The 17,507-nt window shown below is 71.7% G+C and carries 15 protein-coding genes; 5 read left to right on the top strand and 10 right to left on the bottom strand.

The features are described 5' to 3' along the window. Positions 1–67: 67 nt before the first annotated feature. The gene (locus tag ACIBI9_RS48745) at positions 68–1,099 is read right to left on the bottom strand and encodes a LacI family DNA-binding transcriptional regulator (protein ID WP_192784326.1); all 1,032 of its coding nucleotides are present in this window, start codon (positions 1,097–1,099) and stop codon (positions 68–70) included. Between the two features lie 128 nt (positions 1,100–1,227). Here ACIBI9_RS48745 and ACIBI9_RS48740 point away from each other — a divergent pair, with 128 nt between their 5' ends. The 4 genes from ACIBI9_RS48740 to ACIBI9_RS48725 are packed head-to-tail and all read left to right on the top strand — an operon-like array spanning position 1,228 to position 6,244. Beyond that, positions 1,228–3,081, top strand: coding sequence for a glycoside hydrolase family 127 protein (locus tag ACIBI9_RS48740; RefSeq protein WP_397233552.1), 1,854 nt, complete (start codon positions 1,228–1,230; stop codon positions 3,079–3,081). 12 nt (positions 3,082–3,093) lie between these two features. Beyond that, complete coding sequence (locus tag ACIBI9_RS48735) at positions 3,094–4,464, top strand: extracellular solute-binding protein (RefSeq protein ID WP_397233550.1); 1,371 nt, start codon at positions 3,094–3,096, stop codon at positions 4,462–4,464. Next, the gene (locus tag ACIBI9_RS48730) at positions 4,464–5,345 is read left to right on the top strand and encodes a carbohydrate ABC transporter permease (protein WP_397233548.1); all 882 of its coding nucleotides are present in this window, start codon (positions 4,464–4,466) and stop codon (positions 5,343–5,345) included. Before ACIBI9_RS48735 ends, ACIBI9_RS48730 begins: the two co-directional genes overlap by 1 nt. Then, positions 5,342–6,244 (top strand): carbohydrate ABC transporter permease, encoded by a 903-nt coding sequence (locus ACIBI9_RS48725; protein WP_397233546.1) that lies wholly within the window; start codon positions 5,342–5,344, stop codon positions 6,242–6,244. The genes ACIBI9_RS48730 and ACIBI9_RS48725 overlap by 4 nt, the downstream gene beginning before the upstream one ends. A 13-nt stretch (positions 6,245–6,257) precedes the next feature. Here the strand turns inward: ACIBI9_RS48725 and ACIBI9_RS48720 are convergent, their stop codons facing one another. The 4 genes from ACIBI9_RS48720 to ACIBI9_RS48705 all read right to left on the bottom strand — a co-directional run bounded on the left by ACIBI9_RS48720 (position 6,258) and on the right by ACIBI9_RS48705 (position 10,189). Beyond that, entirely contained in the window at positions 6,258–6,563 is a 306-nt protein-coding gene (locus ACIBI9_RS48720) for a GrpB family protein (protein WP_397233544.1), read from the bottom strand. Between the two features lie 22 nt (positions 6,564–6,585). Continuing rightward, entirely contained in the window at positions 6,586–7,641 is a 1,056-nt protein-coding gene (locus ACIBI9_RS48715; RefSeq protein ID WP_397233542.1) for a B12-binding domain-containing protein, read from the bottom strand. Then, complete coding sequence (locus ACIBI9_RS48710) at positions 7,638–9,209, bottom strand: PP2C family protein-serine/threonine phosphatase (RefSeq protein WP_397233540.1); 1,572 nt, start codon at positions 9,207–9,209, stop codon at positions 7,638–7,640. The genes ACIBI9_RS48715 and ACIBI9_RS48710 overlap by 4 nt, the downstream gene beginning before the upstream one ends. 167 nt (positions 9,210–9,376) lie before the next feature. Beyond that, positions 9,377–10,189: a helix-turn-helix domain-containing protein gene (locus ACIBI9_RS48705; protein WP_397233538.1), complete on the bottom strand. Its 813-nt coding sequence runs from the start codon at positions 10,187–10,189 to the stop codon at positions 9,377–9,379. A gap of 103 nt (positions 10,190–10,292) precedes the next feature. Between ACIBI9_RS48705 and ACIBI9_RS48700 the strand changes: the two genes are divergently transcribed. Further along, complete coding sequence (locus tag ACIBI9_RS48700; protein WP_397233536.1) at positions 10,293–11,018, top strand: alpha/beta fold hydrolase; 726 nt, start codon at positions 10,293–10,295, stop codon at positions 11,016–11,018. Here ACIBI9_RS48700 and ACIBI9_RS48695 read toward each other — a convergent pair. From ACIBI9_RS48695 to ACIBI9_RS48675, 5 genes are all read right to left on the bottom strand, one after another. Beyond that, on the bottom strand, positions 10,998–12,359 hold the full coding sequence (locus ACIBI9_RS48695) for an ankyrin repeat domain-containing protein (RefSeq protein ID WP_397233533.1): 1,362 nt from the start codon (positions 12,357–12,359) through the stop codon (positions 10,998–11,000). The genes ACIBI9_RS48700 and ACIBI9_RS48695 overlap by 21 nt on opposite strands. A 107-nt stretch (positions 12,360–12,466) precedes the next feature. After that, positions 12,467–13,501, bottom strand: a complete 1,035-nt coding sequence (locus ACIBI9_RS48690; protein ID WP_397233531.1) for a Gfo/Idh/MocA family protein — start codon at positions 13,499–13,501, stop codon at positions 12,467–12,469. 8 nt (positions 13,502–13,509) lie between these two features. Continuing rightward, the gene (locus tag ACIBI9_RS48685) at positions 13,510–14,235 is read right to left on the bottom strand and encodes a ThuA domain-containing protein (protein WP_397233529.1); all 726 of its coding nucleotides are present in this window, start codon (positions 14,233–14,235) and stop codon (positions 13,510–13,512) included. Positions 14,236–14,266: 31 nt separating this feature from the next. Continuing rightward, on the bottom strand, positions 14,267–16,357 hold the full coding sequence (locus tag ACIBI9_RS48680; RefSeq protein ID WP_397233527.1) for a beta-galactosidase: 2,091 nt from the start codon (positions 16,355–16,357) through the stop codon (positions 14,267–14,269). A 13-nt stretch (positions 16,358–16,370) separates the two neighbouring features. Continuing rightward, positions 16,371–17,408 carry a LacI family DNA-binding transcriptional regulator gene (locus ACIBI9_RS48675; protein ID WP_397233525.1) on the bottom strand — a complete coding sequence of 346 codons (1,038 nt, stop codon included), beginning with the start codon at positions 17,406–17,408 and terminating at the stop codon, positions 16,371–16,373. Positions 17,409–17,507: the final 99 nt, after the last annotated feature.

Below are 17,507 nucleotides of genomic sequence, written 5' to 3'. Positions count from 1 at the left end.
AGTAAGGTGTTACACAGCACCGGTCAACCCCATCCGCCACCCTTGCAGCGCCTTGCAGTGCTCCGCGCTACGGGGCGGCCCGGCGGGTCGACTCGCGCAGGACCAGGCTGGCCGGGACGATCGTGACGCCGCCGGTGACGGGCTTGCCCGCGATGACGTCCAGCAGGTGGCGGGCCGCCATCCGGCCGATCTCCCCGAGGTTCATGTCCACGGTCGTCAACGGCGGCCGGCACCCCAGCGCCATCGGCTCCCAGTTGTCGAACCCCACCAGCGCCACGTCCTCGGGGACCCGTCGCCCCCGCTCGCGCAGCGTCTCCGCGACCCCGCGGGCGATCTGGTCGCTCCCGCAGAAGATGGCGTCCACGTCGGGCGCGGCGTGCAGCAGCACGTCGGCTCCCTGCCGCCCCCATTCCTCGCTCCACTGCCCGTACAGGATCTCGCCCGCGGGCGACAGCCCGGCCGAGGCGAGGGCGGTGGTCAGGCCCTGGGCGCGCCGCCGCGCGGCCTGGAAGCGCTGCGGCCCGGTGACGTGGCCGATGCGGGTGCGGCCCGTCGCCATGAGGTGGCGGGCGGCCAGCGCCCCGCCGCCCTCGTCGTCCGGGATGATCGACACGTCCGAGTCGTCGGTCGACTGCGTCATCGCGTACACGACGGGAACGGGCAGGTCACGGCCGATGCCGGCACGCGGCTCGGTGCGCCGGCCCGTGACGATGATGCCCTCGACGCGCCTGGCCAGCAGGCGCTCGACGTAGTGCCGCTCCCTGATCGGGTCGTCGCGCGTGTCGCACATGAACACCGAGATCTGCCCCGCGCCCAGCGCGTCCTCGGCGCCCAGCATCACCGGGATGCTGAAGCGGCCGAAGCTGTCGCCCGTGACCAGGCCCACCGTGTACGTGCGGCCCGCCAGCAGCCCCTGGGCGAGCGGGTTGGGACGGAAACCGAGCCGTTCGGCGGCGGCGAGCACCCGGTCGCGGGTCTCGTCGCGCATCCGGCCGCGGCCGTTGAGCGCCTTGGACGCCGTGCCGATCGACACGTCCGCGGCCGCCGCGACGTCCCTGATCGTGATGGTCTTCGCCGTCCCATCCGAAGGACTGGTCAACCGAGTCCCCTTTCGCGCACAAGCATCCGCTCTTGACCTGTGATGTATCACACCTTACCCTCCGTTTGAGAAAACCTATTCCCAAGGTTTTCTCAGCGAGGCCCCGAGGTTGAGGTTAGAGGAGCTCGATGCATCAGAGTCCTGTCGTTCCGTCCAGTCGGGCACTGTGGCGGCCGATCGGCATCAATGACGTCGTCATCACCGGCGGCCCGTTCGCGCGATGGCAGCGGATCAATCACGAGGCCAGCATCCCGCTGGGACTGGAGCAGATGGAGCGTTCGGGCGTGCTGCCCAACCTCCGCCGCGCCGGAGGCGAGGGCGAGGGGCCCTTCCAGGGCTACCGCTTCCAGGACTCCGACCTCTACAAGCAGCTGGAGGCGATCGCCTGGGAGTACGTCCGCGCCCCTGAGCCAGAGTACGCCGAGTTCGCCGACCAGGCCGCGGCCGTGCTGAAGAAGGCCCAGCGTGACAACGGCTACCTCAACTCGCACTACCAGGTCGTCAAGCCGGACAAGATCTACGCCGAGCTCGAGTACAGCCACGAGATGTACTGCGCCGGCCACCTGTTCCAGGCGGCGGTGGCGGCCGCCCGCGCCGGGATCGGCGACGGCGTGGTCGAGGTCGCCAGGCGCTTCGCCGACCACCTGGTGGAGGAGTTCCTGACCGGCGGGAACGACGGCATCGACGGCCACGCCGAGGTCGAGACCGCGCTGGTCGAGCTGTACCGGCTGACCGGCGAGCGCACGTACCTGGAGCTGGCGTCCAAGCTGCTCGACAACCGCGGCAAGGGCCTCATCAAGGACAGCGGCATGGGCATGCTGTACGCCCAGGACCACCTGCCGGTCCGCGAGGCCGACACCGCGGTCGGGCACGCCGTTCGCCAGCTCTACCTGGAGGCCGGCATCGTCGACGTCTACCTGGAGACCGGCGACGAGTCGCTGCTGGAGTGCTCGCTGCGCCGCTGGGAGGACATGGTCGCCACCAAGACGTACATCACCGGCGGCCACGGCTCGCGCCACGACGGCGAGGCGTTCGGCGAGCGGTACGAGCTGCCGTCCGACCGCGCCTACAGCGAGAGCTGCGCCGCCATCGCGAGCATCCACTGGAACTGGCGGCTGCTCCTGGCCACCGGCCACGGCCGCCACGCCGACCTGATCGAGCGCACGCTCTACAACGCCTTCGCCGCCTCCACGTCGGCCGACGGCGTGCGCTTCTTCTACGTCAACCCGCTCCAGCGCCGCGCCGACCTCGTCGAGGACGCCTATCTCGGGCGGCGCAGGGAATGGTTCGCGTGCGCCTGCTGCCCGCCGAACATCATGCGCCTGGTGGCCTCGCTCGGCTCCTACCTGGCCACGACCACCGACGCCGGCCTGCAAGTGCACCAGTACGTCCCCGGCACCGTGAACGGCCGGGTCCGGATCGAGACCGACTACCCGTGGGACGGGCTCGTCCGCATCACGATCGAGGGCGAGGGCGAATGGGAGCTCGCGCTCCGCATCCCCGCCTGGAGCGAGAACACCTACATCGATGACCTTCCCGCCCGAGCCGCCGAAGACGGATATTTCCGCATCCGTCGTCAGTGGCGTCAGGGCGACACGGTCGAGCTCCGGCTCGACATGACACCCAGGCTCGTCCACCCCCACCACAGGATCGACGCGGTGCGGGGCAGCGTGGCCCTGGAACGCGGACCGCTCGTCTACTGCTTCGAGCAGGCCGACCAGCCCGAGGGCGTCGAGGTGGACGACCTCGCCCTGAGCCCGCAGGCACCCCTGCGTCCCAAGCCCGTGGACGACCTCCCGGGCGTCGGGCGCACCGTACTGATCGAAACCGACGCCGTCGCCGTGGACCAGCCGCGCGGCGGATTGCCGTACACCACGAAACCCCTGGCGACCAGCACCAGCGTGACCGCGACCGCCGTCCCCTACTTCCAGTGGGACAACCGGGACGGCGGCCCGATGCGGGTCTGGATCCCCCTCGCGTAAGGAAAGACGCGGATGAGAAGACGCGACCTGTTGAAGCTGGGCGGGCTCGCCGCCCTCGGCACTGCGGCTGCGGCCTGCGGTGGCGGCTCGGGCTCCGGCTCGGGCGGCAAGAACGTGCAGCTCCAGTTCATGTACTGGGGCTCGACGTTCGAGAAGGCCGCCGTCGAGCGGATGCTCAAGCAGTACGAGCAGAAGCACGCGGGGGTGACGGTCAAGCCGCTCTACACGCCCGACGAGTACGACGTGAAGCTCAACACGCTCGTGGCCAGCAACCGGCTCCCGGACGCCGGGTACGTGCCGCTGGCGATGTCGTACCGCCTGGGCCAGCAGGGCAAGCTGGTCAACCTGTTCCCCTATTTGAAGAAATATCCACAGCTGGCCGGATACCTGCCGGACGCGTACCTGTGGAGCGGTCAGGACAACCTGCACGGCGTCGCGACCGCGAACGAGATCGAGCTGCTGTGGTACAGCAAGTCCGCCGTCGCGGCCGCCGGGGTGACGCCGCCCGCCGACGCCGCCTCCGCGTGGACGTGGGACCAGCTCGTCGAGAACGCCTACAAGCTGACCATCGACCAGAACGGCAAGCACCCGGACGAGTCCGGCTTCGACCCCAAGCAGATCAAGCAGTTCGGCATCTCCAGCAGCATCACCTACGGCGCCGCCTGGTACGGGTTCCTGCGCAGCAACGGCGTCGACTTCGCCGACGAGGCCGGCAAGAAGTGCCTGCTCGACTCGCCCGAGGCGATCCAGGTGTTCCAGAACCTGCAGGACCTCATCTACAAGCACCGCGTCGCCCCCGGCCCGGGCCAGCTGGCCGCGACCGGCGACGACGTGCCCGGCACCAACATCCTGCTCAAGACCAAGCGGGTGGCGATGGTGGTGGACGGTCACTGGAGCCTGCTCGACATGAACGAGAGCAAGGTCGACTACGGCATCGGCGTGCTGCCCAAGTACAAGGAGCCGTTCACCTCCTCCCAGGTGGCGGGCGCCTCGGCGGTGTTCGCGGGCTCCAAGCACGAGCAGGAGGCGGTCGAGCTGTTCGCCTTCCACAATGACCCGCGCTACGTCGACCTGTTCGCCAAGGGCCTGTGGATGCCCCAGGAGAAGAAGTACTACGAGGACCAGGCCTCCATCGACTCCTGGACCAAGAACGAGCTCCACCCGGCGGAGTTCCGCACGGCCGTGGTGGACTACGCGCGCGACCACGGCGTGCCCACGTTCGGCAACCGCGTCAAGAACATGTCCACCATCTCCAGCGACGTGCTCACCCCCGCCCTCCAGGAACTCGAGACCGGCAAGCGCCCGGCCGCCGAGATCCTCAAGGCCGTCGCGCCGAAGATCTCCAGCATGCTCCAGGGCTGGCAGCACACCCAGGAGCTCTGATGCGCCGCCTCGAAGCACGATGGGGCGTCCTGATGGCGCTGCCCGCCATCCTCGGGTTCGTCATCTTCACGATCGGGCCCATGGTGGCGTCGGCGTTCTTCAGCCTGACCGACTGGACGATCGGGTCCAGCCCGAACTTCGTCGGGCTGGACAACTACGCCACCATGGTCCAGGACGAGCTGTTCTGGAAGTCGCTGTCCACCACCACGTACTACACCCTCGGCGCGGTGCCGCTGGTGCTGATCGTCAGCTTCGCCGTGGCCATGCTGCTCAACCAGAAGGTGCGCGGCCTGGCCATCTGGCGGACGATCTTCTACCTGCCGACGCTCGTCCCCGCCATCGCCAACGTCGTCCTGTGGATCTGGATCTTCAACCCCGACTTCGGCCTGCTGAACTCCCTGCTCCGGCAGGGAGGCCTGCCGGGCTCGCAGTGGATCTACGCCGAGTCGACCGCGGTGCCGTCGATGATCATCATGAGCACGTGGGGCTTCGGCAACACCATGGTGATCTTCCTGGCGGGGCTGCAGGGCGTGCCGAGGCACCTGTACGAGGCCGTCTCGATCGACGGCGGCGGCGCGTGGCGGCGCTTCTGGCACGTGACGCTGCCGATGATGACGCCGACCATCTTCTACAACCTGGTGGTCGGCGTGGTCGGCACCTTCCAGGTGTTCAACCAGGCGTACGTGATGACCGAGGGCGGCCCCAACCACGCCACGCTCTTCTACGTCTACTACCTGTTCCGCAAGGCGTTCACCGAGAGCGAGATGGGCTACGCCAGCGCCCTCGCCTGGACCCTGTTCATGATCATTATGGTGGTCACGTTCCTCATGTTCAGAAACGCCCGCCGCTGGGTCTACTACGAGATGGCAGGCGCGCGATGACCGCCCTGGCGACACCGGACAAGACCACCGCGCGCGGCGTGGCCCCGACCCAGGGGCTGCGCAAACCGCGCAGGTACGGCCGGATCCTGCTCTACTTGGCGCTGGTGGCGGGGTCGATCCCGACCCTGCTGCCGTTCGTCTGGCTGGTGCGCAGCGCGCTCATGCAGGACGCGCAGATGTTCGTCTCGCCGCCCCAGTGGATCCCCTCGCCGTTCCAGTGGTCGAACTTCAGCGAGTCCCTCACGACCCAGCCGTTCGGCCGCTACTTCCTCAACACGCTGGTCATCGCCGTCATCAGCGTCCTGGGCACCGTGCTGACCTGCGCGGTGGCGGCCTTCAGCTTCTCCAGGCTGCGCTGGCGCGGGCGCAACATCGTGTTCGCGCTGCTGCTGAGCGGCGTGATGCTGCCGTACGCGGTGACGCTCATCCCGACGTTCGTCATGTGGCAGGAGCTGGACGCGATCGACACCATCGCGCCGCTCACGGTCCCGAGCTGGTTCGCCGGGGCGGGCGGGGGAGTGTTCAACATCTTCCTGCTACGGCAGTTCTTCCTGACGATCCCGTTCGAGCTGGACGAGGCCGCCTACATCGACGGGGCCTCGCCGTGGCGGGTGTTCTGGACGATCATCATGCCCCTGTCCAAACCCGCGATCATCGTCGTGACGATCTTCACGTTCATCGGCACCTGGAACGACTTCCTCGGGCCGCTGCTGTACCTGCAGAACGAGGAGAACTACACGCTGTCGCTGGGGCTGGCGTCGTTCCAGAGCATGTACATCACCCAGTGGGGCTACCTCATGGCGGCCTCGGCGGCCATCATCGCGCCGATCATCGCGCTGTTCTTCTTCATGCAGCGCTACTTCATCGAGGGGGTCACCCTGACGGGCATCAAGAACTAGGCGCGAAGCCCCCTCATTCCTCCCAGACGGGGAGGAGGGGCAGGCCGCGCGATCGGCGGGCTTCGTCCACGAAGCGCTGGATCAGGTCGGTCTTGCCGCGGGTGTAGGCCAGGCCGTCCGGGTCGCCGTCGGCGAGGGCGCGCTTCAGGGCGGCGTACTCGGCGGCCGCATGCGGGTCGGCCCTCAAGTGATCGCGGAGCAGGCGCTCGTTGCGGCTCTCCCACGTGTCGGCCGTCACCACGTGCAGGTGATGGCTGCGGCGGCCCCGCTCGGCCCGCTCCGGCCAGGCCGGGTCGTAATCGATCACGTCGATCGGCATCTCGCCATCCTCGTCCGCTCCGCTACCGACGCGACCAATGATCGCCTGTGCCGTGGCGGCGCGCCACGTCGCGCGCCCTCTCCAGCATGACGAGGGCGCGAGGGGAGCCGGGAAGGCGCTCGGCCAGCGCCTCCAGGACGGTGAGCAGCACGCGCGCCGGGATGCCGCGCGCCGTGAGGACTTCCGCCATCCAGCCCGCGAAGGAGGAGAACAGCTCGGGGTCGTCGACGTACAGGGCGGCCCGCAGGTAGTCGACGATGGCCGCGACGTCCTCGGCGGCGTGTTCGAGCCGGCGCTCCGCGTAAGCCGACGCCGTCTCGGGGACGCGCCGGGTCAGCTCCGCCACGACGCCCCTCACCAGGTCCGCGGCGGACCCGGTGAGGGCGGCGTACTCGGGGCCGGCCAGGTGCGGCGGCGGCCCGTCGGTGCCCCGGCGCGGCGGCGGCCCGCCGGCCAGGAGGTCGGCGGCGGCGCACGCGTCGGGGGCCCAGGCGTCGGCTCCGAGCAGCCGGGCATAGCGCCCGTCCGGGCCGAAGGCGGCGCCACCGGCCAGCACCGGCGTGCCCGCGGCCTGGCACGACGTGATCGCCGCGTGCGCGGCGGGCAGCCGGGGCGCGAGCGAGCCGGACAGCGCCACCGCGTCCGGGTCCGTCCGGTGCAGGTGGGCGACCAGGTGTGGCGTGGGCACCTGCGCGCCCAGGTAGTCGACGTGCCAGCCGCGCAGGCGCAGCACCTCGGCCAGCAGCCGCGCCGGGAACGCATGCCACTCGCCGTGGACGCAGGCCACCGTGACGCGGCCCCTGTCGGGCTTCCCCCGTGCGGAAGGTTGATGGGCGAGAGTGGCGAGCACGCGCTCGTTGACGGCCGTGGCGGTGTGCTCCTGGGCGACCGTGATGCGGTTGGCCGCCCACTCCCGGCCGACGCGCGACTGCACCGCGGCGACCACGTCCAGCAGCAGGGTCTCCATCGGCATCCCGGCGTCGAGCGCGGCCAGCGCCGCGCCGGCGGCGGCGTACTCGTCCCCGGCCGTCGCCGCCGCCCACAGCGTCTCGACGCGTTCCTCGACGTCGTGGGTCATGGCAGCCCGCGGTGAGACGGCTCGCGGGGCGCGGTGATGGCGACGACCGCCATGTCGTCGTGCTCGCCACCGCCGACCCACTGGCAGGCCAGCATCTGGACGCGGTCGGCCAGGGCTTCCGGGGGCATGCCGGCACACTGCCGCAGCTGCTCGCACAGCCGATCCTCGCCGAAGAACTCGTCGCCGAGCGGGCCGCCCCTGGCCTCGACGATGCCGTCGCTGTAGAGCAGGCACGTCTCCCCGGGCTCCAGCAGCACCGACTCGGTGACGCTGGTGATGTCCTCCACCAGGCCGATCAGCGTGCCGACGGCGTGGACCGGCTCCACGCGGCCGTCGTTGCGCAGGATCAGCGGCGGCGGGTGCCCGGCGCTGGTCAGCCGCAGCACGACCTGCTGCTCGCGGCGCTCGATCGAGGCCAGGACGAGCGTGACGAAGCTCGTCGGGTCTCCGTGGGTGAGCAGCACGCCGTTCAGCAGTTCGAGCACCCGATGGTGGTCGTCGGCCAGTGGCACCAGGGCGCGCAGGATGTTGCGGATCTTGCCGGTGAGCACGGCGGCATCGAGGCCCTTGCCGGACACGTCGCCCAGCACCACCAGAGACTCCCGGCCGGAGCCGCCGACGGGATGCACGTCGTAGAAGTCGCCGCCGACGCGTTCGCTGTCGCCCGCGGGCCGGTAGCGGGCCGCCAGCTCGATGCCCTCCAGCGGCGGCGCCACGGGCGGCAGCAGCTCGGCCATCAGGGTCTCGGCGATGGCCGCCTGCTCGGCGTACAGCCTCGCGACCGAGATCGCCGCGCCGGCCCACGCGGTGAACAGCGGCACGAACACCTTCTCTCCGTCCGAGAACCCGGCCTGAGGGGTACGGCGCAGGAGCACCAGCGCGCCCGCGGGCAGGCCGTGGCCGGGCAGCGCGGTCACCGCCACGGAGCCCACCTCGCCGCCCTGCTCGCGCAGCACCCAGGAGGGGGCCTCCGCCGGCTCGATCCACCGGGTGGGTGCCGGAGGGAAGCCCTGCAGCGCCTCCGCGAGCCCCGGGACCGCACGGGGATCGATGGACGTGCGCTCCCGGGACACCTCTCCCCGCGGACCGCAGTGGACGATCGCGTACTGGCGAGGGGCCAGCTGTGTGACGACCAGCGCGGCGTCGGCGAGCCGCCGGGCGGCCAGGCGCGCGGTCGCCTCCAGGCAACGCTCCAGGTTCAGCGAGGACTGCAGCTCGACGGACGCCTCCACCATGAACGCGGTCCACTCCCGCTCGGCGCGCAGCTCCTCGACGGCCCGCTGGTCATCGTCGACGTCGACGAGCCACCACGTGACCCGATCGCGGTCGGCGTGCACGGGATGCGCCTCGAACACCGACCCGCCGACCGGCCCACGGGCCCTCTGATCGACATGGAGCCCGGCGCCGACCTCGCGATGGGCCCGCGACAGCCAGGCCGGGGCGACCCGCTCCAGCGGTACGCCGATGACCGAGCCGACGAGAAGCAGCCGGGCCGCCTTGTTCGCCTGCTCGACGATGCCGGCGGTGTCGACCGTCAGCATCGGGTACGGCGCGTCTTCCCACACCATCCCGATCGTGCCTCGCCCCAGACCCCTCTTCAGATCCGTCACTCTACGTGCTGCGGGCCGTGACTTTCGTCACGGCATGTGGTTCTTTGCAGTATCTTTCACGCCTTGCTGGCCGACCCTGCCCCGCAGCTTGCCGTTATTGCGAGAAATCGATTTCTCGCTCAGGGCTAGTGCATCGCGGCGAGAAGTGCGAGTTTGTCGGCGTTGTCAGTGCCCGGGGCCGGGTGGTAGACGACAAGCGTCTGGCCTGACGTGCCGCCGACGCCCAGCCTCTCCCGGTTCAGCCGCAGGCCACCGACCTGCGGGTGGTCGATGTGCTTGGGCGCGCCTTCGCACGCCACCACGTCGTGGCGGGCCCAGAGCCGGCTGAAGCGAGGGCTGGCGAGGGAGAGCTCGCCGACGAGTTCGATGAATCGGGGGTCGTCCGTGTCGGTGCCGACGGACTCGCGGAAACCGGCGACCATGCCGGCGGCGGCGCTCTCCCAATCCGGGTAGAGGGCCTGCTCGGCGGGGTCGAGGAACACGTCACGCAGGCGGTTGGCCCCCGCCACGAGGCGCGGCGACAGGGCGGTCGCCAGAGTGTTGGCGGCGAGGACGTCGAAGTAGCGGCCCTCGACGTAGGCGGGGAGCGGGAGCGTGGCGACGAGCTGGGCGATGCCCGGCGGGACGGTCTCCTTCCGTGGGCGGCGCCGGTGCCGCCGGGGTTTGCCGGCGCCGAGGCGCAGCAGGTACGCCGTCGCGTCGTCGTCGAGCCGCAGCACGCGGGCCAGGGCTTCGAGGACCTGCGCGGAGGGGTTGCGGTCGCGGCCCTGTTCCAGACGCAGGTAGTAGTCGGCGCTGATGCCGGCGAGCATCGCGACCTCTTCCCGCCGCAGGCCCGGCACGCGCCGCACCCCTGAGACGGGGATGCCGACCTGTTCGGGAGTGACGAGCTCGCGGCGCGCGCGCACGTAGTCACCCAGCAGGTTCGATTCGCTCATCTCTGCACTGTAATTTGCGCGGCTGCCTGCTTCCTGGTCCTGTCACCCCCAGGATCGCGGGGGCTCTGGCTCCGTCTGGGCCTGGTCAGCAGCCTGGGGAACCATGTCAACATATTTGCTGGTACACGGTGCCTGGCACAGCGGACAGTGCTGGGAGCGGGTGGTCCCGCTGCTGGCGTCGGCCGGGCACCGGGTGGTCGCGCCGTCGCTGACGGGCTTCGGCGACAAGGCGCATCTGCTCAGTCCCGAGGTAGGGCTGGACACGCACGTCGACGACATCGTCGGGCTGATCGACGAGGAAGACCTCACCGAGGTGATACTCGTGGGGCACAGTTACGCCGGGCTGGTCATCTCGTCCGCCGCCAACCGGGTCCCTGATCGGATCGCGCACCTGGTCTACCTCGACGCGATGGTCCCGGAGGACGGCGAGAGCGCGGCCGACGTCCGGCCCGTGACCAAGACTCTGATCGACCGCGCCGCGCGGTCCGGCAGCGCCTGGCGGATCCCGCCGATGCCCGAGCTGCCGCCGCCCGCGGGCCTGTTCGGGGTCACCGACCCGGCGGACGTCGCCTGGCTGCGCTCGATGCTCTCGGACCAGCCGGTGCGCTGCCTCCAGCAACCGGTCCGGCTGGACAACCCGGCCGCGAACACGATTCCGCGGACCCACATCCACTGCACCGTCGGCATGCCGGAAGGCATCACCCGTCGGCCCGTCCCCGCGATACAGCCCAACGGCACCGCGGCACAGGTGTGGGAACTGGCGACCGGCCACGACTGCATGATCACCATGCCGGTCGAGCTCTCCGAGCTACTGCTCAAGCTCGGCTGACCGTTTCTCCCAGTGGGGTTCCAGGAGGGCGTCGACGGCCGGGTCGCCCGTGGGCGGGCCCAGGCGGGTGGGCGCGCCCGCCTCCAGGAGCGCTGCGACCGTGCCGAGGTAGTCGCCGTCCTCCGCGCGGTTGTTGCGCAGCCCCCACAGCGCGCAGTCCAGCGGCGTCGGGCCCTCCTCGTCGAAGGCGCGGTCGTCCAGATCGGCGCCGCGCTCGATCAGCAGCCGTACCGTCGCCGTGCGGCCGTGCATGGCGGCCTGGTCGAGCGGCGTGAAGTTGCTCCAGCCGCGCGTGTCCACCGCCATCCCGGCGTCCAGCAGGGACCGCACCACGTCGGTACGCCCCAGCAGGGCGAACTGGCCCAGCGCCCAGCCGTAGTCCCCGGTGTCCGCCGGGTTGCCGAGGGCGGGCGGCGGCGCGGCGGGCAGACGCGCCGACTCGCCCCGGGCCACCGCCAGGACGGCGGCGTCCACCGGGTCCAGGTCGGCCGTCGCGCCACGCGAGGCCAGCAGCTCGTACGCCGCCAGGTGACCGCAGCGGGCGGCCAGCGCGAGGGGGCGGCGGCCGATGTCCCAGCGGTCCCACGGCAGGTTCACCTCGGCCCCGGCGTCGAGGAGCATCGTCAGGATGGTGACGCCTCGGCCGCGGGCGATGGCGTGGTGCAGGGCGCGGCAGGCGTTCACGTCGGCGCCCCGGTCGAGGAACCAGCGCAGCCCCGCCGCGTCCTCGAAGTCCAGCTTGTGCACCACCATGCGCTCGAAGCCGGGCCGGTGGAGGAGGTCGAGGAATGCCGTGTCCGACTGCTCGCACGCGTGGTAGAAGGCGTCCTCGTCCGGGGGCGCGCCGCGCTCCACGAGGAGCCGGACCAGGGCCGGGTCACCCCGCTCCACGGCGTCGAACAGCGCCGTCTGCCTGCCGCCCCGCTCCACGGTGTGGCTCCCCGGGTCGGCGCCCGCGTCCAGCAGGAGCCGGGCGCACTCGCGTACCCGCTCGGCGGGCGCGACGGCCCGCCGCAGCAGCACCAGCAGCGGCGGGAGCCCGCCGACCGGCTCACCGGCCGGGAGGAAGGCCGCCAGCGCGGCCGGATCGGCCAGGACGAGCGCCCGCTCGACGCCCTCCAGGGCGGCGACGCGTACGTGCTCGACCAGCTTCGGCCAGCTCGGGAAGCCGTACTCGCGGGCCAGCTCGAACTGCGCCCGGCTCAGCGGGACGCCGCGGGCACGCTTGCGGTGTTTGGCCTGCTTGCGCAGGTGCTCCAGCGAAGGGCGCTGGGGAAGATCGGACACGGCGAACCTCCGGCTGCCCGGGTCCGCGAGCTCGGGCCGGGGTCCGTCGGCCACAACCGGGTGTGTCGCCGGTGGGATGATCCCTTCCCCGCGGACTGGACGCGCCCGGCAACGCCCTCCCATCCTAGCGGGGGGCCGCGCCGAGGCACGGCCCCCGGGTGTCAGAGCGTGATCGGCACCCGCGCGCCCGTGCGGGCCGACTCCAGGGCCGCGGTGACCATGGCCAGGCTGCGGATGTTGTCGTGGCACTCGCCCTGCGGCGCCTGCCCCGTACGCAGCCCCGTCACGAACTCCTCCAGCCCCTCGGCCAGCCCCTGGAAGCGCCGGCGGCCGGGGAAGGCGTCGGCCTCCGGCGGGTGCGACCGCACCACGTGCCCCTCGGCCGCCTCGGCCGTCGGATCACCCTTGCCGTCCCAGCGGGCCGTCCCACGAGGGCCGGCCGCCCGCCAGCTGCCCGTCCACGACGTCGCCTGGCCCGGCGCCGACCAGCTCCCGGCGAACGTGTAGCGCAGCCCGCCGGTCATCTCGAAGATCGCGGTCGCCGAGCACGCCCCCGGATACCACGTCCACGACGGCCGGAACGACTCGCAGTAGACGGACACGGGATCCGTCCCCGACACCGCCCGCGCCGCGTCGAACAGGTGGATCGCCATGTCCTGTAACAGCGGATGCTCCAGCGTCCCCAGGAACGCCGGCCCTCGGTAGGGCATGAAGAACTCCGAGGTCAGCACCCCCAGCGGCCCCAGGTCGGCCACCGTGCGCCGGAAGGCCACCAGGGTCTGCATGAAACGGCGGTTCTGGTTGACCGCGAACAGCCGCCCCGCCTCGTCGGCCGCCCGGACCATGGAGCGGGCCTCGTCCAGGGTGACCGCCATGGGCTTCTCGCTCAGCACCGACACCCCGCGCCCCAGCGCCGTGACCGTCACGTCGTGGTGGGCCTGGGGGACGGTGCAGTTGACGATGAAGTCGGGCTCCTCGCCGTCGAGCACGGCGGTCAGCGAGGCGCTGACGGGCAGGTCGTCGAGGCCGAGCTCGGCGGCGGAGGCCCGGGCGCGCTCCTCCACCACGTCCACCCAGCCCACCAGCTCGGTGCCTGGGTGGGCGAGCAGCTCGGGCGCCCACTGGCCGCCGATGTAGCCCGCGCCGACCACCACACCGCGCAGCGGCCTGTCCTCCTTGACGGTGTCGAAGGTCACGCGGCCCCCTACCACTGGATGGGCGTGTGGGCGTTCTGGAGCGGCTCGCCCACGCCGTCCGGCGGGGCGGCCCACAGGACGGCGTTGGCGAGCACCCGCCGCACGTCGGGGTGGTAGTAGACGGGATATTCCTGGTCGCCGGGGCTGAAGTAGAAGATCTTGCCCAGGCCCCTGCGGAAGCAGCAGCCGCTGCGGAACACCTCGCCGCCGCTGAAGTTGCTGATGAACACCAGCTCGTCGGGCTCCGGGATGCCGAACGGCTCGCCGTACGTCTCCTGCTGCTCGATGATCAGCGGACGGGGCACGCCCTGCGCGATCGGGTGGCCGGGCGCGACCGTCCAGACCAGCTCGCGCTCGCCGGCGTCGCGCCAGTTGATCGTGCAGGTGGTGCCCATCAGCGCACGGAAGATCTTGGAGTAGTGGGCCGAGTGCAGCACCAGCAGGCCCATGCCGCCCAGCACGCGCCGCCGCACGCGTTCGACGACCTTGTCGTCGACCTCCTCGTGCGCCATGTGGCCCCACCAGGTCAGCACGTCGGTGCCGGCCAGGACCGCGTCGGTCAGGCCGTGCTCGGGCTCGTCGAGCACGGCGGTGCGGGTGCGCACGCGGTCGCCCAGCAGCTCGGTCAGCCCCTCCGCGATGGCGCCGTGCATGCCGTCGGGATAGATGCGGCGTACCGCCTCCTCGCGCGGCTCGTGGTAGTTCTCGCTCCAGACAGTGACGTTGACCGCCATGCGTTTCCTTCCTGGCCGTACGGGCGCAAGATCAGCGTACGTCGCCGCCTGCCGTCTCCGACAGCACCCGCACGTCCCACGGCCCCAGCGGCAACTCGGCGCCGGCCTCGTGGGCGGAGCCGTCGAGCACATCCCGTACCGGGACCGGTACCCGCACCGACGCGGGCTCCCACGCCCAGTTGTGCAGGAAGCGAACCCGCCGCCCGTCGCGCGCGGTGGCGCCGGTCGAGGTGACGCCGGACGGCAGGTCCGACCAGGGGCCGGGCGCCGGCACCAGCCGGCGGAACAGGGCCTCGGCCAGCGCCGCGTTGGGGACGGTGCCGACATAGGTGATCCGCCCCTGCCCGTGCGCGCGGGTGGTGATCGCCGCGAACCGCCCGAAGTGCGGGTGTTCGTAACCGGCCAGGACCTCCGCCCCGTCCGTCTGCAGGCCGTCCGCCCACCGGGTGCCCGCCGCGCCCTCCGGGAACGCCCTGCCTCTCACTGGGCCCGTGACCGGCACGTCCTCGGTCAGGTTGCTGAACTCGTCGTACCAGGCGCCCGCGGCGTCGGCCAGCCTGCCCGGCTGGACGTCCCTGCGGGCCCGGGCCTCGGCGTCGGCGTAGCCGGTGCGCGGCCCGACCACCAGGTGCCCGCCCGCTGCCGCGTACGCCGTCAGCCAGTCCAGCGTGGCGTCGTCGGCCACGTACAGCCCGGCGGCCACCAGCACCGGGTGCCGTGCGGTCAGCGCGCCCGGCTCCTCGGCGACCGCCTGGGCGGCGTGCAGCACCCGCACCTGGCAGCCGGCGTCGAACGCGCCACGGTAGAACGGCTCGAAGATGCCCTGGTAGGAGCGCTCGTCCGGCCCGCCGTCCGGCCGCCCGAGCGCGGGCTGGGCGCTCAGCGCCCACTTGCTCGGCGTGGAGTAGAGCATCGTGACGTCGGCGTCCGGGACCAGCCCCTCGACCAGCTCGCCCGCCGTCTCCAGTTCGGCCCCGATCCGGGCGATCTCCCGGTACGTGCGCCCCGGCCGCCCGCTGTGCGGCAGCACGCCGCCCCAGTAAGTCTCCGTGCCGAACACCAGGGTCCGCCACTGCCAGTACTCGATCATGGAGGCGCCGCGGGAGACGAGCGCCCACGCGGCCTGCCGCCACTGGCCGTCGTAGGCGGGCTGGTTCACCCAGGGCGCCCCGATGGCCTGCGCGTTCGTCTCGGTCACCAGGAACGGCTCCTGGCGGGAGGAGAACATCCGGTCCGCGCTGAGGTACAGCGCCCAGGTGTTCCTGGTCATCCAGCTCTGCGGAGCGTCCTGCGGCGCGGGCAGCGCGAAGCCGTCCTGCATCGTGTAGTACGGGTTGCCCGCGGTGACGTCGAGCCGCCGGGTCAGCTCGTCGTCGGCCACCCCGGGCCGGTCGTAGGCGATGCACGTGGTGACGAACTGCTCGGGACGGGCGTACTCGCGCACGATGTCCGCCTGCCAGGCGATGAACTCGGTCACCTGGTCGGCCTGGAAGCGCCGCCACGCCTGCGTGTACTGCGGCTGGGCGTTGCCGTCCGGCCGCCACAGGTCGGCCCAGTCCGACAGCCGGTGCGACCAGTAGACCAGGCCCCATTCCCGGTTCAGCGTCTCCACGTCGCCGTAACGCTCGCGCAGCCAGTCGACGAACCGCTGGAAGACGCCGTGGTTGTGCAGCAGGTGCAGGCCCGGCTCGTTGTCGACCTGGAAGCCGATGACCGACGGGTGGCCGGCGTAGCGCTCGACGACCTTGCGGGTGATCCGCTCGGCGTGGAAGCGGAAGGCCGGGTGGGTGAAGTCCATCTCCTGGCGGGCGCCCCACCCGATGCGCTGCCCGGTGGCCCGCTCCCCGGCGATCTCCGGGTAGAGCCGGGCCAGCCACGGCGGCACCGCGTACGTCGGCGTGCCCAGGATGACCCCGATGCCGCGCTCGTGCGCGCCGTCCAGCGCCGGTTGCAGCCAGTCGAGGTCGAAGCGGCCGTTCTCGGGCTCCCAGGTGGACCAGACCGACTCGCCGACCCGGATCACCGAGAAGCGCGCGTCGGCCATCAGGTCCAGGTCGGTCTTCAGCAGGTCGGCGGGGTGGTATTCGGGGTAGTAGGCGGCGCCGAAGAGTACTCGCGGCACAGGGGTTCCTTCCTCACTTTGCGGGGGGCGCGGTCGATCGGCGCACCACGAGGTGCGCGGGCAGGTCGCCGAGGGCGGGGCCGCCGGGGCTGCGCTCGATCTCGGCGGCGAGCAGCGCGAGGCCGTGGCGGGCGATCGCCTCGAAGTCCTGGCGGATGGTGGTCAGCGGCGGCGACAGGTACGCCGCCGCGGGGATGTCGTCCATGCCGACGACGCTCACCTCTTCCGGGACCGCGCGACCGGCCTCGGCCAGGGCGCGCAGCACGCCGATCGCCATGTCGTCGTTGGCCGCGAACACCGCCGTGACCCGCGGGTTCGCCGCCAGCACCCGGCCCGCCGCGTACCCGGACGCCGGGGACCAGTCGCCCTCCAGCGCCGGTTGCTCGGGAGCCCCGGCGGCGGCCAGCGCCTCCCGCCAGCCGCGCGCCCGGTCGCGCGCCGCCCACCACCGGTGCGGCCCCGCGACGTGCCAGACGGTGGCGTGCCCCAGGCCGAGCAGGTGCTCGGTCGCCTGCCTGCCCGCGTCCACGCCGGACGCGCCGGTGACCACCACGCGCGGCCCGTCGAGCCCGGGGACTGGCCGGAAGCTCAGCACGGGCACGTCCGGGTCGATGCGCAGGTCCTGGCCGCCGTCGATCGGGTCGTCGATCCGGTCGTCGATCGGGTCGGAGACCACGATGGCGTCCACGCCCTGGGCCAGCAGCGACTCGACCGCGTTCGTGAGGCCGGCGCCCTCGCCCGTGTAGGCGACCGCGAACGCGTACCCGAGCTCCCTGGCCTGCCGCTCCAGGGCCACGAGCAGGGACGACGGGCCGTACAGCGAGCTGCCGATCGAGACGACGCCGATGCGGTGGAAGCGGCCCAGGTGGAGCGCCCTGGCCGCGGTGTTGCGGCGGTAGCCGAGCTCGCGCGCCGCGGCCAGCACCCGCTCGCGGACCTCCTCGGTGACGTACGGCTCGCCGTTGAGCACCCGCGAGACCGTCTTCTGCGACACGCCCGCGAGCGCGGCGACGTCGGTGCTGCTCGGCGGCCTTCGCCTGGCGTCGGACACTAGCGGCTCCTGGGTTATGACTACGTAGTCAGGCTCGCCCGTGGTACAGGCCGCTGTCAAGAGCGCTATCATTCAGATGATTTGAACATCTGGATGTTG

The organism is Nonomuraea sp. NPDC050451, from assembly GCF_044458585.1.
This window is presented reverse-complemented; position numbering and strand designations above follow the sequence as displayed.